This window comes from Noviherbaspirillum autotrophicum, from assembly GCF_000818395.1.
Classification (GTDB): Bacteria; Pseudomonadota; Gammaproteobacteria; order Burkholderiales; family Burkholderiaceae_D; genus Noviherbaspirillum; species Noviherbaspirillum autotrophicum.
This window is the reverse complement of record NZ_JWJG01000028.1, coordinates 3,700,392-3,722,934: the sequence shown is the minus strand read 5'-3', so window position 1 is coordinate 3,722,934 and position 22,543 is coordinate 3,700,392. Positions and strand designations below refer to the sequence as shown.

Annotated in this window: 19 protein-coding genes, 1 pseudogene and 2 riboswitches; of the genes and pseudogenes, 10 read left to right on the top strand and 10 right to left on the bottom strand. The window is 61.3% G+C overall.

Translation table 11 applies throughout. From position 1 onward, the window contains the following. Window positions 1-2 precede the first annotated feature (2 nt). Complete coding sequence (locus TSA66_RS18570; protein WP_332309946.1) at window positions 3-893, top strand: cobalamin-binding protein; 891 nt, start codon at window positions 3-5, stop codon at window positions 891-893. Window positions 894-1,129: 236 nt separating this feature from the next. Beyond that, complete coding sequence (locus tag TSA66_RS18565) at window positions 1,130-1,495, top strand: hypothetical protein (protein WP_040041043.1); 366 nt, start codon at window positions 1,130-1,132, stop codon at window positions 1,493-1,495. Between the two features lie 3 nt (window positions 1,496-1,498). Here TSA66_RS18565 and TSA66_RS18560 read toward each other — a convergent pair whose 3' ends face one another. Continuing rightward, on the bottom strand, window positions 1,499-2,110 hold the full coding sequence (locus TSA66_RS18560) for a ParA family protein (protein ID WP_040041042.1): 612 nt from the start codon (window positions 2,108-2,110) through the stop codon (window positions 1,499-1,501). A 162-nt stretch (window positions 2,111-2,272) separates the two neighbouring features. On the opposite strand from TSA66_RS18560, the gene TSA66_RS18555 reads away from it, so the two are divergent. Genes TSA66_RS18555 through TSA66_RS18545 form a run of 3 tightly spaced genes read left to right on the top strand, consistent with a single transcriptional unit; the run spans window position 2,273 to window position 7,073 of the window. Further along, window positions 2,273-3,586: a hypothetical protein gene (locus TSA66_RS18555; RefSeq protein WP_040041041.1), complete on the top strand. Its 1,314-nt coding sequence runs from the start codon at window positions 2,273-2,275 to the stop codon at window positions 3,584-3,586. Next, window positions 3,576-4,244, top strand: a complete 669-nt coding sequence (locus TSA66_RS18550) for a hypothetical protein (protein WP_052452430.1) — start codon at window positions 3,576-3,578, stop codon at window positions 4,242-4,244. Before TSA66_RS18555 ends, TSA66_RS18550 begins: the two co-directional genes overlap by 11 nt. Before the next feature lie 9 nt (window positions 4,245-4,253). Next, the gene (locus tag TSA66_RS18545) at window positions 4,254-7,073 is read left to right on the top strand and encodes an AAA family ATPase (protein ID WP_040041040.1); all 2,820 of its coding nucleotides are present in this window, start codon (window positions 4,254-4,256) and stop codon (window positions 7,071-7,073) included. A 40-nt stretch (window positions 7,074-7,113) separates the two neighbouring features. Here the strand turns inward: TSA66_RS18545 and TSA66_RS18540 are convergent, their stop codons facing one another. The 5 genes and pseudogenes from TSA66_RS18540 to TSA66_RS18520 all read right to left on the bottom strand — a co-directional run bounded on the left by TSA66_RS18540 (window position 7,114) and on the right by TSA66_RS18520 (window position 13,147). Next, the gene (locus tag TSA66_RS18540) at window positions 7,114-8,559 is read right to left on the bottom strand and encodes a cobyric acid synthase (protein WP_040041039.1); all 1,446 of its coding nucleotides are present in this window, start codon (window positions 8,557-8,559) and stop codon (window positions 7,114-7,116) included. Continuing rightward, on the bottom strand, window positions 8,556-9,374 hold the full coding sequence (locus TSA66_RS18535) for a cobalamin-binding protein (RefSeq protein ID WP_040041038.1): 819 nt from the start codon (window positions 9,372-9,374) through the stop codon (window positions 8,556-8,558). The genes TSA66_RS18540 and TSA66_RS18535 overlap by 4 nt, the downstream gene beginning before the upstream one ends. After that, window positions 9,367-10,122: pseudogene (locus tag TSA66_RS18530) on the bottom strand (ABC transporter ATP-binding protein); the annotation flags it as partial. The gene TSA66_RS18535 and the pseudogene TSA66_RS18530, both read right to left, overlap by 8 nt. 20 nt (window positions 10,123-10,142) lie before the next feature. Further along, window positions 10,143-11,147, bottom strand: coding sequence for a FecCD family ABC transporter permease (locus TSA66_RS18525; protein ID WP_040041036.1), 1,005 nt, complete (start codon window positions 11,145-11,147; stop codon window positions 10,143-10,145). 5 nt (window positions 11,148-11,152) lie between these two features. Further along, window positions 11,153-13,147 (bottom strand): TonB-dependent receptor plug domain-containing protein, encoded by a 1,995-nt coding sequence (locus TSA66_RS18520; RefSeq protein ID WP_232429491.1) that lies wholly within the window; start codon window positions 13,145-13,147, stop codon window positions 11,153-11,155. Between the two features lie 33 nt (window positions 13,148-13,180). After that, window positions 13,181-13,401, bottom strand: a riboswitch (cobalamin riboswitch). A 132-nt stretch (window positions 13,402-13,533) separates the two neighbouring features. Here TSA66_RS18520 and TSA66_RS18515 point away from each other — a divergent pair. From TSA66_RS18515 to TSA66_RS18505, 3 genes are all read left to right on the top strand, one after another. Then, window positions 13,534-14,430 (top strand): alpha/beta hydrolase, encoded by an 897-nt coding sequence (locus TSA66_RS18515; RefSeq protein WP_052452429.1) that lies wholly within the window; start codon window positions 13,534-13,536, stop codon window positions 14,428-14,430. 176 nt (window positions 14,431-14,606) lie between these two features. Beyond that, the gene (locus TSA66_RS18510; RefSeq protein WP_040041035.1) at window positions 14,607-15,404 is read left to right on the top strand and encodes a protein phosphatase CheZ; all 798 of its coding nucleotides are present in this window, start codon (window positions 14,607-14,609) and stop codon (window positions 15,402-15,404) included. After that, window positions 15,404-17,221 carry a chemotaxis protein CheA gene (locus tag TSA66_RS18505; protein WP_040041034.1) on the top strand — a complete coding sequence of 606 codons (1,818 nt, stop codon included), beginning with the start codon at window positions 15,404-15,406 and terminating at the stop codon, window positions 17,219-17,221. The genes TSA66_RS18510 and TSA66_RS18505 overlap by 1 nt, the downstream gene beginning before the upstream one ends. Window positions 17,222-17,341: 120 nt before the next feature. Here TSA66_RS18505 and TSA66_RS18500 read toward each other — a convergent pair whose 3' ends face one another. Further along, entirely contained in the window at window positions 17,342-17,905 is a 564-nt protein-coding gene (locus TSA66_RS18500; RefSeq protein ID WP_052452428.1) for a VOC family protein, read from the bottom strand. 9 nt (window positions 17,906-17,914) lie between these two features. Continuing rightward, a complete protein-coding gene (locus tag TSA66_RS18495; protein ID WP_040041033.1) occupies window positions 17,915-18,910 on the bottom strand; it encodes a fumarylacetoacetate hydrolase family protein in 996 nt (331 codons plus the stop codon). Window positions 18,911-19,019: 109 nt separating this feature from the next. On the opposite strand from TSA66_RS18495, the gene TSA66_RS18490 reads away from it, so the two are divergent. Continuing rightward, window positions 19,020-19,898: an IclR family transcriptional regulator gene (locus TSA66_RS18490; protein ID WP_084199723.1), complete on the top strand. Its 879-nt coding sequence runs from the start codon at window positions 19,020-19,022 to the stop codon at window positions 19,896-19,898. Here TSA66_RS18490 and TSA66_RS18485 read toward each other — a convergent pair whose 3' ends face one another. Beyond that, entirely contained in the window at window positions 19,899-20,468 is a 570-nt protein-coding gene (locus TSA66_RS18485; protein ID WP_040041031.1) for a TMEM165/GDT1 family protein, read from the bottom strand. It abuts the gene before it with no gap. After that, window positions 20,469-20,651: riboswitch (yybP-ykoY riboswitch) on the bottom strand. Window positions 20,652-20,687: 36 nt separating this feature from the next. Next, complete coding sequence (locus TSA66_RS18480) at window positions 20,688-21,629, bottom strand: CysB family HTH-type transcriptional regulator (protein ID WP_040041030.1); 942 nt, start codon at window positions 21,627-21,629, stop codon at window positions 20,688-20,690. Window positions 21,630-21,763: 134 nt separating this feature from the next. Between TSA66_RS18480 and TSA66_RS18475 the strand changes: the two genes are divergently transcribed. Then, window positions 21,764-22,537, top strand: a complete 774-nt coding sequence (locus tag TSA66_RS18475) for a sulfite exporter TauE/SafE family protein (protein ID WP_040041029.1) — start codon at window positions 21,764-21,766, stop codon at window positions 22,535-22,537. The last annotated feature ends 6 nt before the right edge of the window (window positions 22,538-22,543 follow it).

Here is a 22,543-nt window from a genome sequence, read left to right as displayed (position 1 = left end):
CCATGACGATGCGTTTGTCGCTGATACCCTCGCTCGCGGCATGGGCACTGCTTTGCGCGGCGGCCCTGCCCGCCTTTGCCGCAGTATCGGCTGCCGATGACACGCAACGCACCGTCACCTTGCGCAGTCCGGCACGGCGCATCGTCAGCCTGGCGCCGCACACCACCGAAATACTGTTTGCGGCCGGCGCCGGCGCTTACGTCGTCGGCGTGACCGAGTACAGCGACTATCCGCCCGAGGCAAAGCGCATCGCATCGGTTGGCAGCGGTATTTCGCTCGACCTGGAACGCATTCTCCAGCTCAAGCCTGATCTGATCGTGGGCTGGAACAACGGCAATTCCGCAGCCCAGCTGGCAAAGCTCGACACACTCGGCATCCCGGTCTTCAAGAGCGAACCGCATGGTTTTGCCGACATCGCCAGTTCGCTCGAACGGTTGGCGCATCTGGCCGGCACCGACGCTGCAGGACATGCGGCAGCCGCTTCCTTCCGGGCCCGATGGCAGCGGCTCGAAGCAACCTACAGCCGGCGCCCGACGCTCAAGGTGTTTTACCAGATCTGGCGCGCGCCACTGATGACCCTGAACGATAAAACGACACCGTCTGCGGTATTACGACTGTGCGGTGCGGCCAATATTTTCGGCGGATTGCCGCAGCTTGCACCGACCGTGAACATCGAAACCGTGTTGCAGGCCAATCCCGATGCCATCATCGCAAGCAGCGGAGAACAGGATGATGTGTTCGGTGCCTGGCGCCGCTTCCCGAAACTGAAAGCGGTTGCGCATGGCAACCTGCTGCTGGTCGACGGCGGCTTACTAAACCGTTCCGGTCCGCGCATTCTCGATGGCGCCGAAACGCTGTGCCGACAACTCGACGCCGTGCGCGACAAGCGGTAAGAACCTGTTCATTACCTTTTTGGCAAGAGCACCGCGGCAGGCGGCCGCAGGACACCGGCGCCCACCAATTTATTGCCGAACATCAATACTTATTTATGGGATTGACCGCATTCTTAGCGTTCATATAATCGATGACTTTCGCAGGCATGCCGCACTTTCCTGCCGAAACATCCAGTTTGTCCGACGCCGGGCACCAGAGTCCGGTTTTTACCGTATCGCAGATTCAGTGAAAATTTATGAGCAATCTGAACGAAAATCCCGTCGTCGACATCCCCCGCAAACCGCTATGGCAGCGTGCCCTGATGTTGTTGGGCGCCGGCACGGCTTGTGCGATTTTTACGCTGACGTTCTTCCCGTCGGCGTTTGAACAAGTCAGCCGCATGATCGCGCAGCCGATTTCCAGCGCGGCGGCTTCCGAAGGCGAGGATTTCGTGTCGCCGGCTGCGGCCAGAGCGCAAAAGCTGTCGCGCGCAAAAACCGTAGTGCATGGCATGTTTGTGAAGGATGCCTACGGTTGCAGCTACATGTTCCAGTACCTGTCGGCGCAACTGACCCTCATCCCGGTGCTGGACGAGCGCAGGCAGCCGGTCTGCGACAAGTAAGCATTACTGCCGCGCCCAATTCACCAGCGGCCCCCACTGCTCGATATCCTTTTCCACGCGCGATTGGGCCACGTCCCACAAGGTCGCCCCATGTGCAGCAAGCTGCACGTAATTCTGCGTCTCGCGCAGATATCCCAGAACCGGCAAACCGAGATTGCTGACGTAATGCGCCAGCTGGTCGGCGGCACGCGTGCGGGCGTTGACCCGCATGCCGAGTACGCCGATGTGACGGTTGCCGTGCCTGCTCTTTAAGCCTTCCAGAAAGGCCTGGGTCGCCAGAATATCGAACATCGAAGCCTGCAGCGGCACGATCACCTTGTCGGCAATGCGCAGCACTTCTTCCAGACGCGCACCACCCAGCCCGGCCGGTGTGTCGAGCACGATGTGCGTGGTTCCCCTTGGCGGGCGGGCCACATGGCCGTTCTCAATCTCCCATGCTGCAATCGCCGGCAGGCTGCCCGGCCGCAGCGCCAGCCATGCGCGCGACGACTGCTGCACATCCGCATCTCCCAGCATGACCTTGTGCCCCTGCTTGGCAAAATACCCAGCGAGATTGGTGGCGATCGTGCTCTTGCCGACGCCGCCCTTGGGATTGGCGATGACGATGACGGGCATGTTTTCCTCCGCTAAATTAATGTTTTAACATCAATTTTCTATTTGGAAAAAGCATTCTTGCAAGCATAACATGCTGATTTTGGCCCCCGCTGCGTCGGAGGCCGATTTCAGGTTCTTTCGTATAGGCAGCTGCCTTAAAATACCGGGATGCAAAATTTATCGATGAATTCCGGCACCGTGCCGGATGACGAACAACCAACCTCGCTACAAGCCTACTTCAAGCCCCAGATTTCCCCGGACGACATTGAACAGGTGTTTCGCCTGAAGCAGGCACAGCCGCTGTTGCAGGCATTCACCGCACTGTTTCATGGCGGCTCGGATGGCGTGCTGGTGCGTTTGCTGGTGTTGCAGGAACTCGCATCCGATACGCAGGCGACCTCTCTGTCGCGCGCCGACATCAATACCAAGCTCGGCTATCTCGATCCGGACAGCCTGGAAACGGTGCTGGCCCGGCTGCGCTCGCACCATTTGCTGGCATGGGATGCCGCGCAGGGCGTGTACCGCATCACTCCGATGGCGCGCAATATCCTGGCGGCGCTCGACGCGCTGCTGGCATTGGGCCAGGAAGAGGACGATGCGGAGATGGGCTTTTTGCTGTCGCAGGTGGCCGGTTCGCAGGCCGTCGGAGGAGTATCGGTCGAACAGTTGCAGCATCTGCTGGGCCGCATGGTCGACCTGACCGAGGAATTCCGCGATGCGATCGCCTCCGGCTCGGAATTCCGCCTGCGCACGGCGCAGCAGAAATGGCACACCGCCTGCGACTGGGTGGATAAGGGCTCGCAGATCATCCAGCAGATCACGACCGATCCGGACGCCGACGCCGCCACGCACCGCGCCGCACAAGCCATCGGTCGCGCGCAGAGTGCCTTGCTCAACATGCAGGGCATGTTTTCGCGCGCGCTCAACCAGATCGAGCGCCAGCGCGTGCACCTCGGCCAGTCGGGGCTGTCGACCACCGACATCAAGACCTGGCTGATGCAGCACGAAGACCTGGCCGGCATCGCCAGCAGCACGGTTGCGCTGCCGGTCACACCGATGTTCATCACGCCGTCCGAGATGATCGACGTGGCCGAGGCCGAGCTATTTGCAGACAAGAACAACCGCGCCGACGACGTGCTGCCGACTGGCGAAAATGCGCACGTCACGCACAGCGAAGCCGCGGCCATTCCGGTGGAACTCGATGCCTGGCTGACGCGCCTGACATCCTTTGCCTCCGCCAGCGACGCCACCTCGGCGGTACACGACACGCTGCTGCCGGCCACATTCGCGATTGCATCCTACCGCGCATCGCTGCTGCCCTTGCTGGGCGACGAAAGCGAGGCGGCGCTGCAGGGCGGCACCGCGACCATGGCCCGCCTGCCGCTCGAATTCGCGCCGCAGGACGACATGGTGAAGCTCAAAGACCCGCACGTAGCGGCGATCTCCATCGCCACCCTGACACCGAAATCAGACACGGAAACACAGAATGACCGATGATGCACAACTCCTGATCGCGCAGCTGCTCACGCACCAGACACTGGCGCGCGAAAACAAGCTGGTGAAACGCGCGCTGACCGACGAGCTGTTCCGCCAGGACCTCGATGCGCGGCTCGCCGCCTGCGGCATGAAATTCGTCGACAACGTCTATGCGGACAACGTCACGCTAGCGCTGGCGCGCGAAATCGAGCCGAAGATTTTCGGCTCGCGCGAAGTCTGGCAGAACAACAACATGGGCCTGGCGCGCGATGGCGTCGCCTTGCTGGTGGTGCTGTGGGCGATGATCATCCTGCCCAAGCGCGAACGCCAGGAAGCGCATCAGGCGGCACTGGAAGATCAGGAAGACATGTTCGGAAAGGAAAAGCCGATGCCGCGCGCGGAAGACGCGTCGATGGGCATCTCCTATAAGGCTCTCCTTGCCGACTTTGGCGACAAGCTCGGCAAGAAGACGCGCATGGACATGAACCTCGGCCAGTTGAACAAGCTCGGCTTCATTGAGCGCCGCGGCGACATGATCGTCGAAGGGCCGCTCCTGGACCTGATGATGGATACCGACACGCTACGCGACCGCATCATCAACGGCGCGCTGGCCGACATCTTCCATCGCCCGCCACCGAAGGAAGCGGCCATCCTTTCTTTCCCGCAAGCAGAACAATAAGGGCTTCGCATGTTCCATATCAAATCGCTGGAGATGGTCCACTGGGACTACTGGCAACGCGTCAAGAATATCCCGCTGGATGCGAAGATCATCACCATCGCCGGCCAGAACGGCTCGGGCAAGACTACCCTGCTTGATGCGCTGCGCACACTGTTCGGCCTCGACTGCTCGATGGGCCGCTCGTACAAGCACTATGCGCGCCATGCGGGGCAGCAGACATCGTGGCTGCGCGCGGTGGTCGACAACCGTCCGGTCGGACGGCAGCTGTCGAACCGGCCGTTCCGCTCGTCCGGCTTTTTCAGCGAGGACGAAGTTACGCTGTTCTGCCAGATCCAGAAAAACGGCGGCGACTGGAAGCGCCAGTACCTGATGCGCGGCGGCGCGGTGGCCATCGAGGAAGTGCTGGATGCGAACGACTGGCTGGGCCTGGAAACCTACCGCAAGCGCCTGGCCAACGCCGGCCTGTCGCCCGCGATGGCGAAAGTGCTGGCACTCGAGCAGGGCGAAACCGACAAGCTGTGCGAATACGCGCCGCGCCAGTTGCTGGACCTGGTATTCCAGGTATTCGGCGACAAGGAAGTGCTCGATGCCTATGACGAAGCCAAGCGCCATCAGCACGACACCGAGATCGAGTTGCAGCGTTTCGAGACCGAGCTGGAAGCGGCACAGACCAACCTGGAGCGCCTGCGCCTGCGCGCGGCCAACTTCCATCAGTGGGAAGGACTGAACAAGGAACAGCGCGACCTGCAGGAAGAAATCCTGCCGACGCTGCAGTATCACGAGGTGCGCGAGAAGGCTGGCGCAACCAGCCACATGCTGCGCGAGTCGAAAGCCTCGCTGGCGCAGCAGGACGTCCAGCTGTCCGACAAGCGCGCGGAGCTGGCCGAACGTGCCAACGCACTGTCTGCCGCACATCAGCAGGAAACCGCGCTGGAAGAGGAAAAGTCCATTCTGGAAAAGCGCCTGGGCGAACTCAACGGCAAACTCAAGCCGCTGGAGAGCCTGCTCGAACAGAAGGCGCGCCTGCAGAAGCTGGCCGCCGATGAAGGCGCCGACATTGCGGACGTGGCAGCGCAGCTCGAACAGAAGGAAGCCGAATATATACGTCTGCGCCAGGCGCGCGACGAACTCACCGCACGCATTGCCGGCGAACGCGCCGCGATTGCCGCGCTGGAGGGCAAATCCGCCCTGCCCGATCCGGAACATGTGCGTTCGATGCGCCGCGCATTGGCCGACGCGAAGATCGAGCATGCGATGCTGCCCGATATCGTCGAAGTAACCGATGCGCGCTGGCAAGGCGCGGTCGAAGGCGTGTTGCGCGGCTATACCTCGGTCGTACTGCTGGAAAGCGCGCGCGATGCATCGGCGGCCTACCGCATTGGCGAGAAGGAGCGCTACGGTCACTTCATCGTATCCGACCGCGTGAGAGCGCCGGAGGTGAAGGACCAGAGCCTGCTGTCGGTGGTGCGCTTTACCGCGCCGGCGCCGTCCTGGCTGATCGACCAGCTGGCGCGCATCACCCGCGTCGATTCAGTCGACGCCGGCATGAAGCAGCACTCCGGCGACGAATGGATTACGCCGGAAGCCTACCACCATGAACGCCGCGGCGGCCGTTCACTGTTCGTGGAAGCGGCGCGCTACCGTTTCGGCCAGGCCGGCCGCGCGCAGCGCCTGGCGGCACTGCTGCAATCGCTGCCGAAGCTGGAAGCGCAGGAAGATCAGATCACGCTGAAAATCAACAAGCTCGCCGGCGAAGTCAGCGCATTGAAGGCGCGCATCGCCGGCGTCGACGCAGCCAAGGAACTGGTGGCACGCCAGGCGGAATTCGACGAAGCCACGCACAGTGCGGCGCCGCTGAAGGCTGCGCGCACCGAAGTCGGCACCCGACTGGGAGAACTGTTCCCTCTGACGAAGAAAGCGACGGAAGACCGCACGCTGGCCGACAACGCATGGCAAAACGCCAAGCGCGCGCTGGCCGACGGTGAAGCGAACCTGCGCCAGTCGCAGAAGCGACAGCGTGAAGAGCGCGAAGCGCATGCAAGAGCGCTAGGTGAAATCCGCAAGGCCTGGCGCCACCTGCCGCACGCATGGCGCAAGCCAGCGCGCCGACTGGAACTGGTGGATGAACACCAGAATGCGCACCAGGTGGAACTGCGCCTGAAGCATCTCGCCACCGACCTGGCACGCGACGACTGGGAAACCGATTCCACCGTGGTGGACCAGCATGTGCGCCTGACCGCGTTGCTGCAGGGCCGGCAGACGGAAACCGAGGAGCGCCGCTACCAGAACAACCGCGCGCGCGAAGCAACCGAGAACGCGCGCGGCGCCTATATCGAGCGGCTGCGCTACACCATCAAGACCTACAGCCGCAACATCAAGGAGCTGGGCGAACTGGCCGGCATCGAGGTGCATACCGACCCGGTGCGGCTGGAAAACGACGATGTGCAACTGGCGCAGGCCGGCCTGCATGTGCGCTTCAAGTTCGACGGCAAGGGTCCAATCGGGCTGAACGACGGCGAAGCGTCCGGCGGCCAGCAGGTGATGAAGTCGCTGATTCTGCTGATCGGCCTGCTGAAGTCGGATGACGGCTCCGGCGGCTTCGTGTTCATCGATGAGCCGTTCGCCCACCTGGACATCCGCAACATCCAGCTGGTCGGCGAGTTCCTCAAGAACACCGATGCGCAATACCTGATGACGACGCCGCTGACGCACAACACCGACGTCTACGATCCGTCGGAACTGACGCTCATCACCAGCAAGAAGAAGAAGGACACGCACTGGGCACAGCCGATCTTCGTGCTGCAGCGGCGCGCGCAGGAAGCGGCCTAGGAAGTCTCCGGCATGTTCTAAGAGACGCGGGATGGGCCGCTCAAGCACCCATCCTCGTCAATGCCTGCAGCAATGGCAAGGCCGCGTCGGCGATGCGGTCGATGCTTTGCTCGCGCAACGCCGTGACGTCGACCGGAGCGACGTCCTTCAAACCGGCCCAGTTCAACAGCGCGCGCAATGCCTGCGGATCATCGAACAGGCCGTGCAGATAGGTTCCCAGAATCTGCCCATCCTGCGAGTGCGCGCCTTCCGGGCGATTGCCGATATAGAAAGCAGGATTCGCCGTGGCGCTGCCGCTGGTGGTGCCCACATGGATCTCATATCCGTTCATCGGTGCATCGGCGAAGGCGCACCGGCCCTGCACTTGTGCGAGCCGCTTGTCCGGCGTCAGTTGCGTGTCGACGTCGAGCAGAGCGAATCCCTGCGACACTCCAGGGTCACCTTCCACGCCAAACGAGTCCGTAATGGTTTTACCCAGCATCTGGTAACCGCCACATATGCCGATCACCTTGCCGCCGTAGCGCAGATGCCTATGTAAGGCGTCGACCCAGCCCTGTTTGATCAGCCATGCCAGATCGGCACGGGTGTTCTTGCTGCCGGGGAGGATGATCAGGTCGGACGGCGGGATTAGCTGCCCCGGACCGACGAAATGCAAATCGACTTCCGGCTGCGCGCGCAGTGCATCGAAGTCGGTATGGTTGCTGATGCGCGGCGGCACGGGAACCACCACGCGGAATGTTCCCTGCGCGCCCTGCGCCTGCTGGATCGCGTCTTCCGCATCCAGCTGTAATCCGTGCAGGTAAGGCAGCACGGCAAGCACCGGTTTTCCCGTCTGCCGCTCCAGCCATTCCAGTCCCGGCTCCAGCAAGCCGAGATCGCCGCGGAAGCGGTTGATCACGAAGCCGACGATCCGCCTGCGCTCGCTCTCGGACAGGCAGGACAGCGTGCCGACGATGTGAGCGAATACGCCGCCGCGGTCGATGTCGGCGACCAGGATCACAGGGCAATCGACTGCTTCCGCAAAACCCATGTTCGCGATATCGCGCTCGCGCAGGTTGATTTCGGCGGGACTGCCCGCGCCTTCGACGATCACCGCTTCGTGGTTTGCACTCAGCCTGGCATAGGATTGCAGTACCGCCTGCATCGCAACCGTCTTGTATTGGTGGTAGTCGCGCGCCTGCATGTCTGCCCGCACCTTGCCGTGGATAACGACCTGGGCGCCGGTATCGCTTGACGGCTTGAGCAGCACAGGATTCATGTCGGTGTGCGGCGCCAGGCCCGCTGCCTGCGCCTGCAGCGCCTGTGCGCGGCCGATCTCGCCGCCGTCGACCGTGACGGCGCTGTTGAGCGCCATGTTCTGCGGCTTGAATGGCACAACCCGGATGCCCTCGCGCGCCAGCAGCCGGCACAGTGCGGCGACCACGGTGCTTTTTCCCGCATCCGATGTCGTGCCCTGCACCATCAGGGTGGAAAACGGAAATGTCATTTCTGTGCGTGCTGCCAGCGTTCGATCAATGCTGCTATTTGGGGCAACCCTTCGGCAATCGCGGACGGCCCTGGCGACAGGATGTCGGCCGACTTGATTTCAGCAACCATGCCGTTGCGGACTGCCGGGATGCTGTCCCAGCCGGGCCGATTGCACAGGCTGTCGGGCTGGAACTTCTTGCCGCACCAGGAACCGATGATAATGTCCGGCGCCCGCCGCACGACCTCGAAAGGGTCGGCGATGATGCGCTCCTTTGCGCCTGCGTGACGCGCCAGATCGGCAAATGCGTCGTCGCCGCCGGCAATCGAAATCAGCTCGGACACCCATCCGATGCCGCTGATGAGCGGATCGTTCCATTCCTCGAAATAGACCCTGGGACGAGCGGTCCAACTGCCCGCCTTCAGGCGCGTCGCATCGATTTGCGCCTGCAGGCGGGCGCACAGTTCGCGCCCCTGCTCCTGCCGGTCGACCAGCACGGCCAATACGCGCACCATATGGAAAATGCCGGCGATATCGCGCTGATTGAACAAGTGCACTTCCACGCCGGCCGCAGCCAGATCGCGGCAGATCTCCGCCTGCATGTCGGAAAAGCCGATCACCAGGTCGGGCTCGACCGCCAGGATGCGCTCGATGCGCGATGACGAAAAGCCGCTGACCTTGGGCTTTTCCCGCCGCGCGCGAGCCGGCCGCGTCGTGAATCCGGAAATGCCGGCGATCGCGTCTTGCGCGCCGAGCGCGTACAGCGTTTCGACAGCCTCTGTACACAGGCAGACGATGCGGCGATAACAGCCTTGCCCGGTGGCGTATTCAGTCATGATGAGAGCGCTGTGCCGGAATAAAAATGGTCCTACCGCCGTGCTGGACGGTTTCGATCGGATACCCGAGGCACGCGCTCAGCACCGGCGGTTTCATCGCGTCGGCGACCTCGCCCGCGATCCAGCGCCCGTCGCCCATCAGCAGGAGCGCGTGGGTGGAGGCCCGGTGCGCAAGGTTCAGGTCGTGACTGACAATGACGATCGACTTGTTGTCGCGGCGGCACAGGTTCGCCATCAACTCCATCACGCCCACCTGGTGCGCCAGATCGAGGGCGTTGGCCGGTTCGTCCAGCAGCAGCAGCGGCGTGTCCTGGGCGAGCGCCGCCGCAATCGCGACGCGCTGCCGCTCGCCGCCGGACAGCGTGCGAATGTCGCGCTGCGCGAGCGCTTCGACGTCGAGCGCACGCAGCGCCGCGTATGCTCTCTGGTGATCCTGTTCCGCATCCCAGTAGCGCATGTCCTGGTAAGGATGCCGTGCCGCCAGCACGGTTTCGATGGCGCAATAGCCGAAGGCGTCGTTTCGGGCCTGCGGCAGATAAGCCCGCTGGCGCGCCAGTTCCAGCAATGGCCAGGCGGCCAGTTCGCGGCCGCCGACGCGCACGCAACCGCTATCCGGTTCACGCAGGCCGGCCAGCGTGCGCAGCAGGGTGCTCTTTCCGGCGCCGTTGCGGCCGATCACGCACCAGCATTCCCCGGGGCGGACTTGCCAGTCCAGCGCATCCACCAGCAGGCGGCCGCGAATGCGCAGCGATAAACTGGCGGTCTGCATCATGCCCTCCTCTGGATATGATGCAGCTGCAACAGGAATACCGGCACGCCGATCAGCGCGGTGATCACTCCGACCGGCAGTTGCTGCGGCGCCGCGACCGTACGCGCCAGCGTATCGGCTAGCACGAGAAAACTGCCGCCTGCCAGCGTGGCAGCCGGCAGCAGGAGACGATGATCGGATCCCCATGCGAAACGGCAGGCATGCGGCACGATCAGGCCGACAAAGCCGATGCTGCCCGCGCTGCTGACGGCGCTGGCGGTCAGCAGCGCCGCGCACAAGAACAACCCTTTCCTCAACAGGTCAACGCGAATTCCAAGCGTCGCGGCCGCTTCCGCGTACAGTGCCACGACATTGATCGCGCGCGCCATGCGCAGCGCGTATCCGAGCGCTACCAGCCAGATCAGCCACGGCAGAAGGCGCGGCTGGGTTGCCGACAAGTCGCCGATCAGCCAGAACACCATGCCGCGCAGGCGGTTTTCCGGGGCAATGGATAACATCAGGGTGACCAGCGCGGCGCAGCCGGCCGACACGATGACTCCGGTCAGGAGTAGCATCGGCGCGCTGCCCTCCCCGCCGCCGCGCAAGTCGCGGCGTGCAAGCAGGAACAGCAGCAGCGCCACCGCGATCGCTCCGGCAAAAGCGGCCGCATCGACCGCCCAGACGGCGCCAAACATCAGCATGGCGCCTAACGCGCCAACGGCGGCACCGCCGGAAACGCCAAGCACATAGGGATCTGCCAGCGGATTGCGCAGCAGCGCCTGCATCATGACGCCGGCCAGTGACAGCGTGGCGCCGGTAACGAATGCCGAGAGCGCGCGGCCCAGGCGCAGTTCCAGGAGCGTCGAGGCGAGCGATGAAGATTGGCCACGCAGGATCTCGCCCAATGCCGCCACCGATTCCGGGATGGAAGTGGCAACTGATCCGACAATGCAGGCGAAAAGAATGCTGACACATGCGAACAAAGCCAGCATGGCCAGGATTAATTTCGCCCGTCGCATTGTCATATTTGTTACGGTCGCCAGTTCACGCCGACAAACACACCACGCGGTGGCTGGTTGTAGCCATAGGCGGTTTGGTAGTTGCGATTGAATACGTTCTCAACACGTCCAAACAGCGAGATGCTCTTTGCAACTTGGTAACGCACATAGATGTTGGCGAGCCAATAAGCATCATCCTCCTTGTCTGTTGGAGGATACGGCGCAAAGTCCTTATCCGGACGACTGCCTGCATATTGAACATCGCCCCCGAAGTTCCACATACCATAAGACTTTGCCAAGGATACTGAGGCCAGCGTCTGCGCCAATCGAAGAGGCCTTTGCCCTGTGGTTTCGTCCTTCGGGTTCTGCAGTGTGAGGCTGGCACGCAAATCGATATCAGCCAAGCGAGTGGAGGCACTCAATTCCAAACCTTGATTACGCACCTTATCAAGATTAATAGTTTTGTACGCAACATCATATCCAAACTGATCCCGCGTACGGGTATCAAACAACGTTGCTCTCAACAAGGTTCTGCCTACCGTATATTGGCTTCCAATTTCATACGAACGTGAATGCTCTGCCTTCAAACCCGGATTGCCGTAATTTGTGTCATAAAGTTGTACAAGCGTTGGGGCGTGGAATGCAGTGGATGCGCTAGCAATCAATTTAACTGCTGGTGTTAATTCAAACCCATATCCGAAATAACCCGTTGTTTCCCCCCCCGATCCCCCCACTTGGTCGTGACGGACATTCAATTGCAACTGGTGTGCGTTGATTGCCCCGGTCAGGCCAGTATAAACGCTCGACGCAGATCGAGAATGCGCGTCCCAAGTGCTACCGGAACTGTCTTCAACCTTATCTCTTGCCGCAGTCAATCCTGCTGTTAGTGCCCATACCGATGAAAGGCTGACTTCATTTGCCCACTCTAACAAACTGGTATCACTATTGACACGACTGACAGAATTGCTTAAAGGAGTTATCGAAGCATTTTTATTGCGTGTCTCTGTCTGCGACAACGTAACCGTCGACTGCCATTGCTGCAATACACGATTTTTGGAAAACAATGCTAGCGTCCGTTGCGTGGACTGGCCCTCATAGATATCAGCAGGACCACCATAACCAGCACCGTCATAGCTGAATTTTCCTTCATTGGCATAAATACGAACACCCAATTCCTGCCCTTTAGCCCACTCATTCGCCACCGATCCGGCAATGCTATTGTTCGCGTCACCATCTCTGTCGGGGTTTTCGTTAGGGTACTGAGCGCCACTATTTGCCGTAAACCCGTCCGTTTTAAATCGTGTCAGTGACAATGCATAGTGCGTATCATTTATCTGCCCCGAAGCAGCCCCCGTCAACTTGAAAGTTCCACGTGAGCCAACTTCGGCTATCACATTACTGGCAGGATGTCCGGAGCCGTGTTTAGTAAAAATTTGGATCACACCACCGATCGCACCCGATCCGTAAATTGCCGAAACGTTGCCTCGAACGATTTCGATATGATCAACCTGATCAGGGAGAATATGTTCAAGTGCTGGGGCATTAGCAAAGCCTTGTCTATGTACCGGAACGCCGTCGATCATAATCAACGTTTGAGCAGGTTGGGCACCTCGCATGAACAACGATGTTGTTTGCCCCGGACCACCGTTCTGCGTAATCTGAATTCCGGCTTCACGTTGTAACAACGACGGCAAATCCGACGCTTGGCTATTTCTGATGTCTTCCGCTGTTATGACAGTCGTGTGCGGCAGCGCTTCGGTCTGAAGCTGTTCGATACGTGACGCGGTCACGACCACCGGGGAGAGCGTCTTGTCGGGGCTGGTCTGTGCAAAAGCTGGTACAGCCGATAAGGCAAGCGCGAGCGGCGTCCATGCCGCGGCACCGGTGCGTGAGGTGAAAAAAGTCATGATGTGTTTTCGATAAAAGACCTCCGGCATGCGTCCCCGCACACCGAATTCAATAGAAGTCTTAACGGGATGATCGAAAACGGATGAACCGAAAATCTTTGCCGGCTGTGTCGCTGACAAAACGGTGCATGTTCGCGAACTCCCCCGTCGCAGCACTTCCTCCTTGTCCTGGCCGGTATCCGGGCTAACAAGCTTGAGCAATCCACCTTCCCATGCAAATTGCACAGTGGTGTCGAGAGATCGCCTGTCACCGTCGGGTGACGCTTGTTTACCGTTGCGGGGGCAGCACACGTTAGCCGTTTGACAAGCCTCGTGTTTCCCGTTTAACTGCGCGCATGAGCATGCGGGCGGGCACCAAAACGCGCGTAGTTTACGTGCCGGGGGGCATCGAGTCAAATGAACAATTCTTCTCCGCGTGTTGCACTGAGTTCGACAAACACATGGTCTGCCTCATGACAAACCAGTAAACTGGGCGCCTTCATTTTCCCGATTGATGCCGTTCGTCCATGTCTACAAATCAAGCCGAATACTTTAGCCAGCAATATAACGCCCGCGCCGCCATTCCGGATCATCCCCGCATCTTTACCCGCTGGGTGAAGGATTCCGCAACCGTGCGCCGCAGCCATGCGGCATTGTTCGACCTGACCTATGGCGAAGCGAGCGGCGAGCGCCTCGATTTCTTCCCTGCGCCCAAGAGTGGCGCACCACTGTTGGTCTTCATCCACGGCGGCTGGTGGCGCTCGCTCGACAAATCGGATTTTTCATTCGTCGCCCCGGCCTTTACTCGTGCCGGGTTCAACGTGGCGCTGACCAATTATTCGCTGGCGCCGGAAGTCTCGATTGCCGAGATCGTGCGCCAGCAGTTGCGCGCGATGGCGTGGCTGTACCGGCATGCCGACGCCTACGATTTCGATGCGCAGCGCATCGTGGTCGCCGGTCACTCGGCCGGCGCGCATCTGGCTGCAATGATGCTCGCGGCGCTATGGCCCTCGTTCGACCCGGAATTGCCGGCGGATCTGGTCAAGGCGGCGGTGCTAATGTCGGGCATTTACGACCTGGAACCGGTGCGGCACGCCGGCTTCGTCAACGTCGACCTGAAGCTGACGGAAAACGATATTGCTCCTTTGTCGCCTGCCGCCATGCCGCAGGCGCATGCAGCCCCCTTCATCACTGCGGTCGGCGGGCTTGAGTCCGACGAATTCAAGCGCCAGAACGGTCTTATCGCCGCTGCCTGGCAAGCGAATCATCGGGCGGATATCGCACTGCCGGACACCAACCACCTCACCATCTGTGATGCGTTCGCCACACCGGGACATCCCTTGCATGAAGCCAGCATCAAGCTGATTTCCGAAGCCGGGGTTAGCCGTATGGCGCCCGAAGAAGCGCCGGCACAACAGATTTAAAGCACATACTTGGCCCGGTTTGACGGCCAGTATTATGATGTGGCAAATACCGAGTTGCGCATAGTCAACTCGTGACTGATAATCGTGTCACAAAACGTTACAGAATACCGGACACAGACCTCACTCAAGGTCAATTGTAAGAACAACGCCGACATCCATATTGGGAAAGCACTGACATGACCGACGCTGCAGATGATCTTGAAGCACTATTTGACCAGGTGGCCGCACAGCGCACCCAGGCAGTAGCCGACCCAGCCCCCCCACCAGCCGCACAGCCCGAGGAACTCGCTGCCGACCAAGCCGTTGAGGTCGCCTGCACAGTCAGCGCAGGCCAGCTGGAGGGTGATGCCGGAGGCGCAGCGACGGACTTGTCGGGCAAGCCGATGTACGAGCGCCTGGGCGGCATCGTGCGCATGCTGCACGACTCGCTGCGCCAGCTGGGCTATGACCGCTCGCTGTCGAACGTCGCCGACCAGATCAGCGATGCGCAGGGCCGTCTGGACCATATCGCCGCGCTGACCGAACAGGCGGCCAACAAGGTGCTCAACACGGTCGACACCTGCATGCCGGAACAGGAAGCGCTGGGCAAGAAAGCCGCGGACATGGAAGGCCGCTGGACGCAGCTGTTCGAAGGCAAGCTCAGCATCGACGAATTCAAGGTGCTGGCGGGCGACTCGAAACAGTTCGCCGCCACCGTGCTGGCAGCGAGCGAGGCCGAGAAGGCGCGACTGCTCGACATCATGATGGCGCAGGATTTCCAGGACATCACCGGCCAGCTGATCAAGAAGATCATCGGCATCACCAATACGGTCGAACTCGAGCTGGCGCAGCTGTTGCGCGATAATGCGCCGCCAGAAGTCAAGGCGGCGATCGCGGAGCAGAAGCCCGTCGATCTGATGCAAGGCCCGTCGGCACCGGAAACAGCACTGGCGCAAGACGATGTCGACAGCTTGCTTGCCGATCTGGGGTTCTAATGGATGACATGCTCAAGGATTTCGTTGTCGAGGCGCTCGATCTCGCAACGAACGTGGAAGAGCACCTGCTCTCGCTCGAACGGCACCCGGACGATACCGATACGCTGAACGCGCTGTTCCGCTCCTTCCACACCATCAAGGGCGGCGCCGGTTTCATGAACCTGCCGGCAATCGTGTCCGCCTGCCACCTGACTGAAAACCTGTTCGACGGCCTGCGCACCGGCAAAGTGCCGGTGACGCCGACGGCGATCGAAGCCGGCCTGCAAGCCAGCGGCTTTGTCGGCGACCAGCTCAAGCAGCTGGCCAACGGCGCTGCGCCGGAAGCGCTGCCGGCAATGCCGGAAGCGCTCAAGGATATTCTGACCCAGGCCATCGAAGGCAAGGCCACTGCGCCCACCGCAGCGGCACCGGCCACAGCGCCGGCGCAGTCCGCCCCGGATGCAGCCACGCCATCGGCCTCCACCCTGCCCGGCGGCGACCTGGATTGGGAAGCGTTGTACCGCGCCGTCGTCCCCGCCGGCACGCTGCCCGCCCCGCAAGCGGCTGCCGCTGCGCCCGCCGCGCCGGCAACCGTGACGCCGATCGCCAAAGCGGCTGCCGAAGATGGTGCCAAACCGGTCATCGCGCAAGTCAAGGAAGACACCATCCGCATCGATGCGATCAAGCTCGACGCCTTGCTGGAAGTGGCCGGCGAATCGGTGCAGGCCGCCAACCAGGCCGCCGTGCTGCTGGAAAAACTGGCGCAGTTCAAGTTCGAAGGCCAGGCTGCCGCACTCATGTCGACCCTGGCCGAAACCCTGGCGCGGGCCTCGCGCTATTCGACCGAACTGCAGCGCGCGACGCTGTCCACGCGCATGCAGCCGGTCGGCCGCCTGTTCCAGAAATTCCCGCGCCTGGTGCGCGAACTGGCGAGGGACCTCGGCAAGGACGTGGATCTGGTGATCGAAGGCGCGGAGACGGAAGTCGACCGCGTCGTCGTCGACAGCCTGTACGATCCGCTGGTGCACATGCTGCGCAACGCGCTCGACCACGGCATCGAAACTGCCGACGAGCGCGCCGCCACCCCGAAGGCGGCGAAAGCCACCATCCGCCTGAAAGCCTGGCAGGAAGGCAGCAGCGTGATGATCGAAGTATCCGATGACGGCAAGGGCATGGATCCCGACCGCCTGCGCACGAAGGCGCTCTCCAAGGGCCTGATCGGCGACAATGCCGCGCAGACCAAGGAAGAGGCGCTGCAGCTGATTTTCCTGCCCGGCTTTTCGACCAAGGAAGTCGCTTCCAGCGTGTCGGGGCGCGGCGTCGGCATGGACGTGGTGAAGACGGCGGTGGAAAAGCATCGCGGCGCCATCCGTATCGATTCCGAGCTGGGCGAAGGCACACGCTTCACGATCCGCCTGCCGATCGAATTGTCGATCGTGCCGACCATGCTGGTGCGCACCTCCGGCGCCCTGCTGGCGATGCCGATGGCGGTGGTGCAGCGTGTAGTCGAGCTGCCGGAAGAATTCGCGGAAGTCGGCGGCGCCCCGGTGCTGCGCGACCAGGGGCGGCCGCTGGCGGTGCGCTCGCTGGCGGAAATCCTGGGCTACGAGCCGTGCCGGGAAAAGGTCGGCATCGTGATCGCCGCGCCGCACCCGTACATTCTTGCCGTCGAAGGCGTGGATGGCACGGCCGATCTGGTGATCAAGCCGCTGACCGCGATAGCGGTCCCGGGCGTCAACGGCACGGCGCGCTCCGCCGAGGGTGAACTGGTGCTGGTGATCAGCCTTGCCTTCCTGCTGGACGGGTGCAAGATCCTGTCCAACCGCCTGGCCGCATAAAATCTTTGTGCGCACGTCCTGCCGCGGATGCCGGCAGGACGGCACCCTAGCTCCATATCCGGCGTTACAGCCGAACTACACGCCACGCTCTTGCGGCAAAGCGAGGCATCGTAGGATCGCTTATTTCTTGGCGAGCCGCTCCGCCTTTTCCTTCGACCAGGCGACAAGCTTGTCGCGAATGCCCTTCTGCTCGGCAAACATCTGTGAATTGGACGCCAGCTGCGCGCACAGTTCGAGACGGATACCGTTCGGATCGAAGAAATAGATCGACTTGAACACGCGGTGATCGGTCACGCCGAGCACGTCGATGCCGAGCGCTTCCAGCCGCGCCTTCATCGCTTCCAGCTGCTCGACCGTATCGACGCGCAACGCGATGTGGTTCACCCAGGCCGGCGTATTCGATGACGGCGCAGGCGCCATGTCGTCGCCCAGATCGAAAAACGCGAGGCAGGAGCCATCCGTCATGCGGAAGAAGATATGCACGTACGGACAATATTCGCCGGTGGACGGCACGACGTCGGAACGGATGTAGTGAAACAGCGGCAGGCCGAGGATGTCTTCATAAAAATGCCGCGTTTCTTCCGCATCGCGGCAGCGGTACGCGAAATGATGCAACCCGTGAATCGGCACGGCTGCCGGCAAAGCGGCCGGCAATCCGACCTGCGTTGTAGTGACCGAATCCATGATCCCTCCTTACTTCCTAGTTAGCTCAGCCGGTGCAACCTGCTGGTCGATTGCGCCGAAAATCGATTTTCCGTGTACATCCAGCATTTCGATCCGGACCCGGTCGCCGAACTTCATGAACGGCGTCTTTGCCGCGCCCTCGGCGATCATTTCGAGACAACGCTTTTCAGCGATGCAGGTGTAGCCTTTCTTCGTATCCTTGTTCGACACCGTGCCGGACCCGATGATGGTCCCTGCGCGCGCATTGCGCGTCCTGGCCAGATGCGCGATCAGCTGCGGAAAATTGAACACCATGTCGACGCCGGCATTGGGCTGCCCCACCAGCGTGCCGTTCCAGGTGACGCGCAGCGGCAGGTGGACCTTCCCCTCCCGCCATACATCGCCGAGCTCGTCGGGCGTGACAGCCACCGGCGAAAAGCTCGAGGCCGGCTTGGACTGGAAGAAGCCGAAGCCCTTTGCCAGTTCCGCCGGGATCAGGTTGCGCAGCGAGACATCGTTGACCAGCATGAGCAGCCTGATATGCGATGCTGCCTGCTCCGGTTTTGTCCCCATCGGCACGTCATCGGTCACGACCGCGACCTCGCCCTCGAAGTCGATGCCCCACTCTTCCGACGCCAGTACGATGTCGTCGGCCGGGCCGATGAAGTCGTCGGAACCGCCCTGGTATATCAACGGATCGTGCCAGAACGACTCCGGCATCTCGGCATTGCGCGCCTTGCGCACCAGCTCGACATGATTGACATAGGCAGAACCGTCGGCCCACTGGAAGGCGCGCGGCAACGGCGCCATGCAGCGCTTCGGGTCGAAATCGAAGGCGCGATGCGCCTTGCCGGCATTGAGCTGCTCGTAGATTCGCTCCAGTTGCGGCGCGATGAAGCCCCAGTCATCGAGCGCGCGTTGCAGCGTCGGCGCGATACCATCGGCGATATGCGCCGTCCTGAGGTCGCGCGAGACGACGGCAAGCTGGCCGTCGCGGGTGCCATCTTTAAGTGTGGCAAGTTTCATCCAGTCTCCTTGAAAGGTGCGCAAGGTAGCGTCTCTTGTCGATCTGCTTTACCATTGCCTTAATTACTTATTATTAAATCGATTTCACATATCGTAATCCCGCCCAAGCATGAAATCAACCGCTCTCCCGCCGGCCATGCCAGCCGAAACGACTCCCGCTGACGTCCGTCAAGGCATACAGTCGGTGGAAGTGGCCGGCCCGCTCCTCCTGGCGCTGGCCAAGTCATCCGGCCCGCTTGCACTGTCCGCCCTGGCGAAAGGTGCCGGCATGCCGGCTGCCAAGGCCCATCGCTACCTGGTGAGCCTGATCCGCATCGGCCTGGTCGAACAGAACCCGGCAACCGGGCTGTACGACTTGGGCGCGCTAGCGCTTGAACTGGGATTGGCGTCACTGGGAAGGCTGGATGCGGTGCGGCTGGCGGACCAGACGCTGGCGGCGCTGCGCGATGCCACCAACGAGACGGTCGCCTTGTCAGCCTGGGGCAATTTCGGCCCGACCTATATCCGCCTGCTGCCGTCGCGCCGGCCGGTCACGATCAACCTGCAAATCGGCAGCGTGATGCCGATGACGTACACCGCCAGCGGCCTGTGTTTTGCGGCATTCCTGCCAGAAGATGAAACAGCGGAGCTGTTGCGCGCCGAACTGGCGCAGAATCGCCGCGAACATCTGGATGCACCGCAATCGCCACAGGAATTCGCACCGCTATTGCAGGAAACGCGGCGGCACGGCATGGCGCGCATGATCGGGCATCTCGATCCGGGGCGAGTGCGCTCGCCCGGCAGGACGCGCGCCGCGGAGCGCCTGGTCGCCGGCTTTAATGCTTTCTCCGCGCCGGTGTTCGACCACATGGGCAGGATGCGCTTCGCACTGACGGTGGTCGGATCGGCTGCCCAGATCGAGCATGGGTGGGACAGCCCGGTTGCGCTGCAAACGCAGGCGCATGCACAGCAGTTGTCGCAGCGCCTTGGCTACCGGGAGCAGCAATGACTAGAACAGATTGCCGACGTTGAGCAGGGTGAGCACGCCCAGCACCGCGAAAATTGCCGCCGCAATCGCATGCACCAGCTTCATCGATACCACTTTCGTGATTTTGCTGCCGAGCAGGACTGCGGGCACATTGGCAAGCATCATGCCGAAGGTGGTCCCGGCGACGACCGCCCACAATTGCTCGTATTTCGCGGCCAGCGCAACAGTTGCCACCTGCGTCTTGTCGCCCATTTCAGCGAGGAAAAACGCAATCACGGTCGCCCCGAACACGCCAAAGCGCGCCGGCTTCGCTTCCACATCGTCCAGCTCATCCGGCACCAGCATCCACGCAGCCATCGCGAGGAAGGATAGGCCGAGCACCCAGCGCATTGCATCCCTGCCCACATAGGCCGTGATCCAGTTGCCGACAGCGCCGGCGAACGCATGGTTAAAGATGGTTGCAACAAAAATACCGAGGATGATGGGAATCGGACGGCGGAACTTGGCGGCAAGCAGCAATGACAGTAATTGCGTCTTGTCGCCCATTTCGGCCAGGGCGACGATGCCAGATGAGACGAGGAAAGCTTCCATGAACACTCCAGGGCCGGACATGAACCGATGACCATGCGCGCCCTCCGGCCCAACGCAGAGGCGGCATGGTCAAAGGTCTCGCCAAACCTGAAGTCGCTTGCGCCATGATCGCGGATGGATCAAGTCTGTTGACGCAAGCCCCTCTCGCAATTCGGAGGGCGGCTACTCCCCAATGACGGGTGGGATTCTAAGCGATTGTGCCGGCACTGTCGAGCCAGCCTATAACTCGTAGTTGTCTTTCTCGCCGCTCATCACCTGCTCGATGAGCTTACGATTCATGGTCGGCGTCAGCAATTCGATGAAGCTGTATACATAGCCGCGCAAATAGGAGCCTTGCTTCAATGCCACGCGGGACACATTGGTGCCGAACAAGTGGCCGGCAGAAATTGCCCGCAAGCCCTTGTCGCGCTCTTCATTGAATGCCATTCCTGCAATAATGCCGACCCCCATGCCCAATTCCACATAGGTTTTGATCACGTCGGCATCGATTGCTTCCAGCAATACATCGGGCTTGAGACTTCTGATCGCGAATGCATGATCGATCTTGGCGCGTCCAGTGAACGCACTGTCGTAGGTAATCAGCGGAAAGGTAGCGATTTCTTCCAGGGTAATGGTCTTGGATTTGAGCAAGGGATGCTCAGGCGGCACCACCACCACGTGTTCCCATTGATAGCAAGGCAAGGTTACCAAGCCGTCCACGTTGGCAATCGCTTCTGTCGCAATCGCCATGTCCGCCTGATCCTTGAGCACCATTTCGGCGATCTGCCTCGGATTTCCTTGCAACAAAGACAATCTCACCTTGGGAAATCGGTACATGAATGCCTGCACTACCGGCGGCAGCGCATAGCGCGCCTGCGTGTGCGTGGTAGCAATGGTAAAGCTGCCGGTATCCTGCGCCGCGAATTCCTTGCCGATGCGCTTCAAGCCGTCGATTTCCTGCATGATCAGCTCGACTGAACGCAGCACTGCCCTGCCGGGCTCCGTCAGCCCCCGGATGCGCTTGCCGTGGCGGGTAAAGATATCCACGCCCAACTCTTCTTCCAGCTCGATGATGGCCTTGGACACGCCCGGCTGCGAAGTGTAGAGCGCCTTGGCAGCCTCGGTCAGGTTGAAGTTTTGCCGGACGGCTTCGCGCACGAAGCGAAGTTGGTGCAGGTTCATCGTTCCCCTTGATTTATTGCCGGCTTATTGCACATTTTTGTTTATGCCAAATAAGCATATAAGCAAATAAATACTAAGTAGTTTGGAATAAGGAATTAGTTTATTACGATTCGTACTCCTTTGTGCGAGGCTTCATGACTCTTTCTTATGTAATTTCCGGATTTGCGGTTGGCGCCCTGGTCGGCTTGACCGGCGTAGGCGGCGGGTCGCTGATGACGCCGTTGCTGACGCTGCTGTTCGGGGTTTCCCCCACGGTCGCGGTCGGCACCGACCTCGCTTTCGCGTCGACCACCAAGGCTGCCGGCACGCTGGCCCACCGCGTGCGCGGCACGGTGCGCTGGGAAGTGGTGCGCCACCTGTGCATGGGCGCGCTGCCGGCGGCTGTCCTGGCCACGCTGGGATTGAAATACTTCGGGGCGCTGGATTCGCAGATTGCCCATATCATCCGTTACTCGATCGCCGGCTCGGTGCTGCTGACCGTGATTGCGCTGTTGTTCCGCGGCCGCATGCAGGCGTGGGTGATTGCCCATCCGGAAAAGCAGCTGCAAGGTGCCAAGCTCGCCATTGCCACCATCCTGGTCGGCGCCCTGCTCGGCACCCTCGTGACCATTTCATCCATTGGCGCGGGCGCCGTGGGTGCAACGATACTGGTATTACTGTATCCTCGCCTGTCCCCGGCGGAAATCGCCGGAACCGACATCGCCTACGCCGTGCCGCTGACGGCCATTGCCGCCTTCGGCCACTGGTGGCTGGGCTCGATCGACTGGGAACTGCTGATGACGCTGCTGCTGGGCTCGGTGCCCGGCATTACCATCGGCTCGCTCGCCGCCAAGGCGATGCCCGAAAAATTTCTGCGCGGCTTGCTGGCCACGACGCTCACCGGCGTCGCCGCGAAAATGGTTTTTTAAGAGATT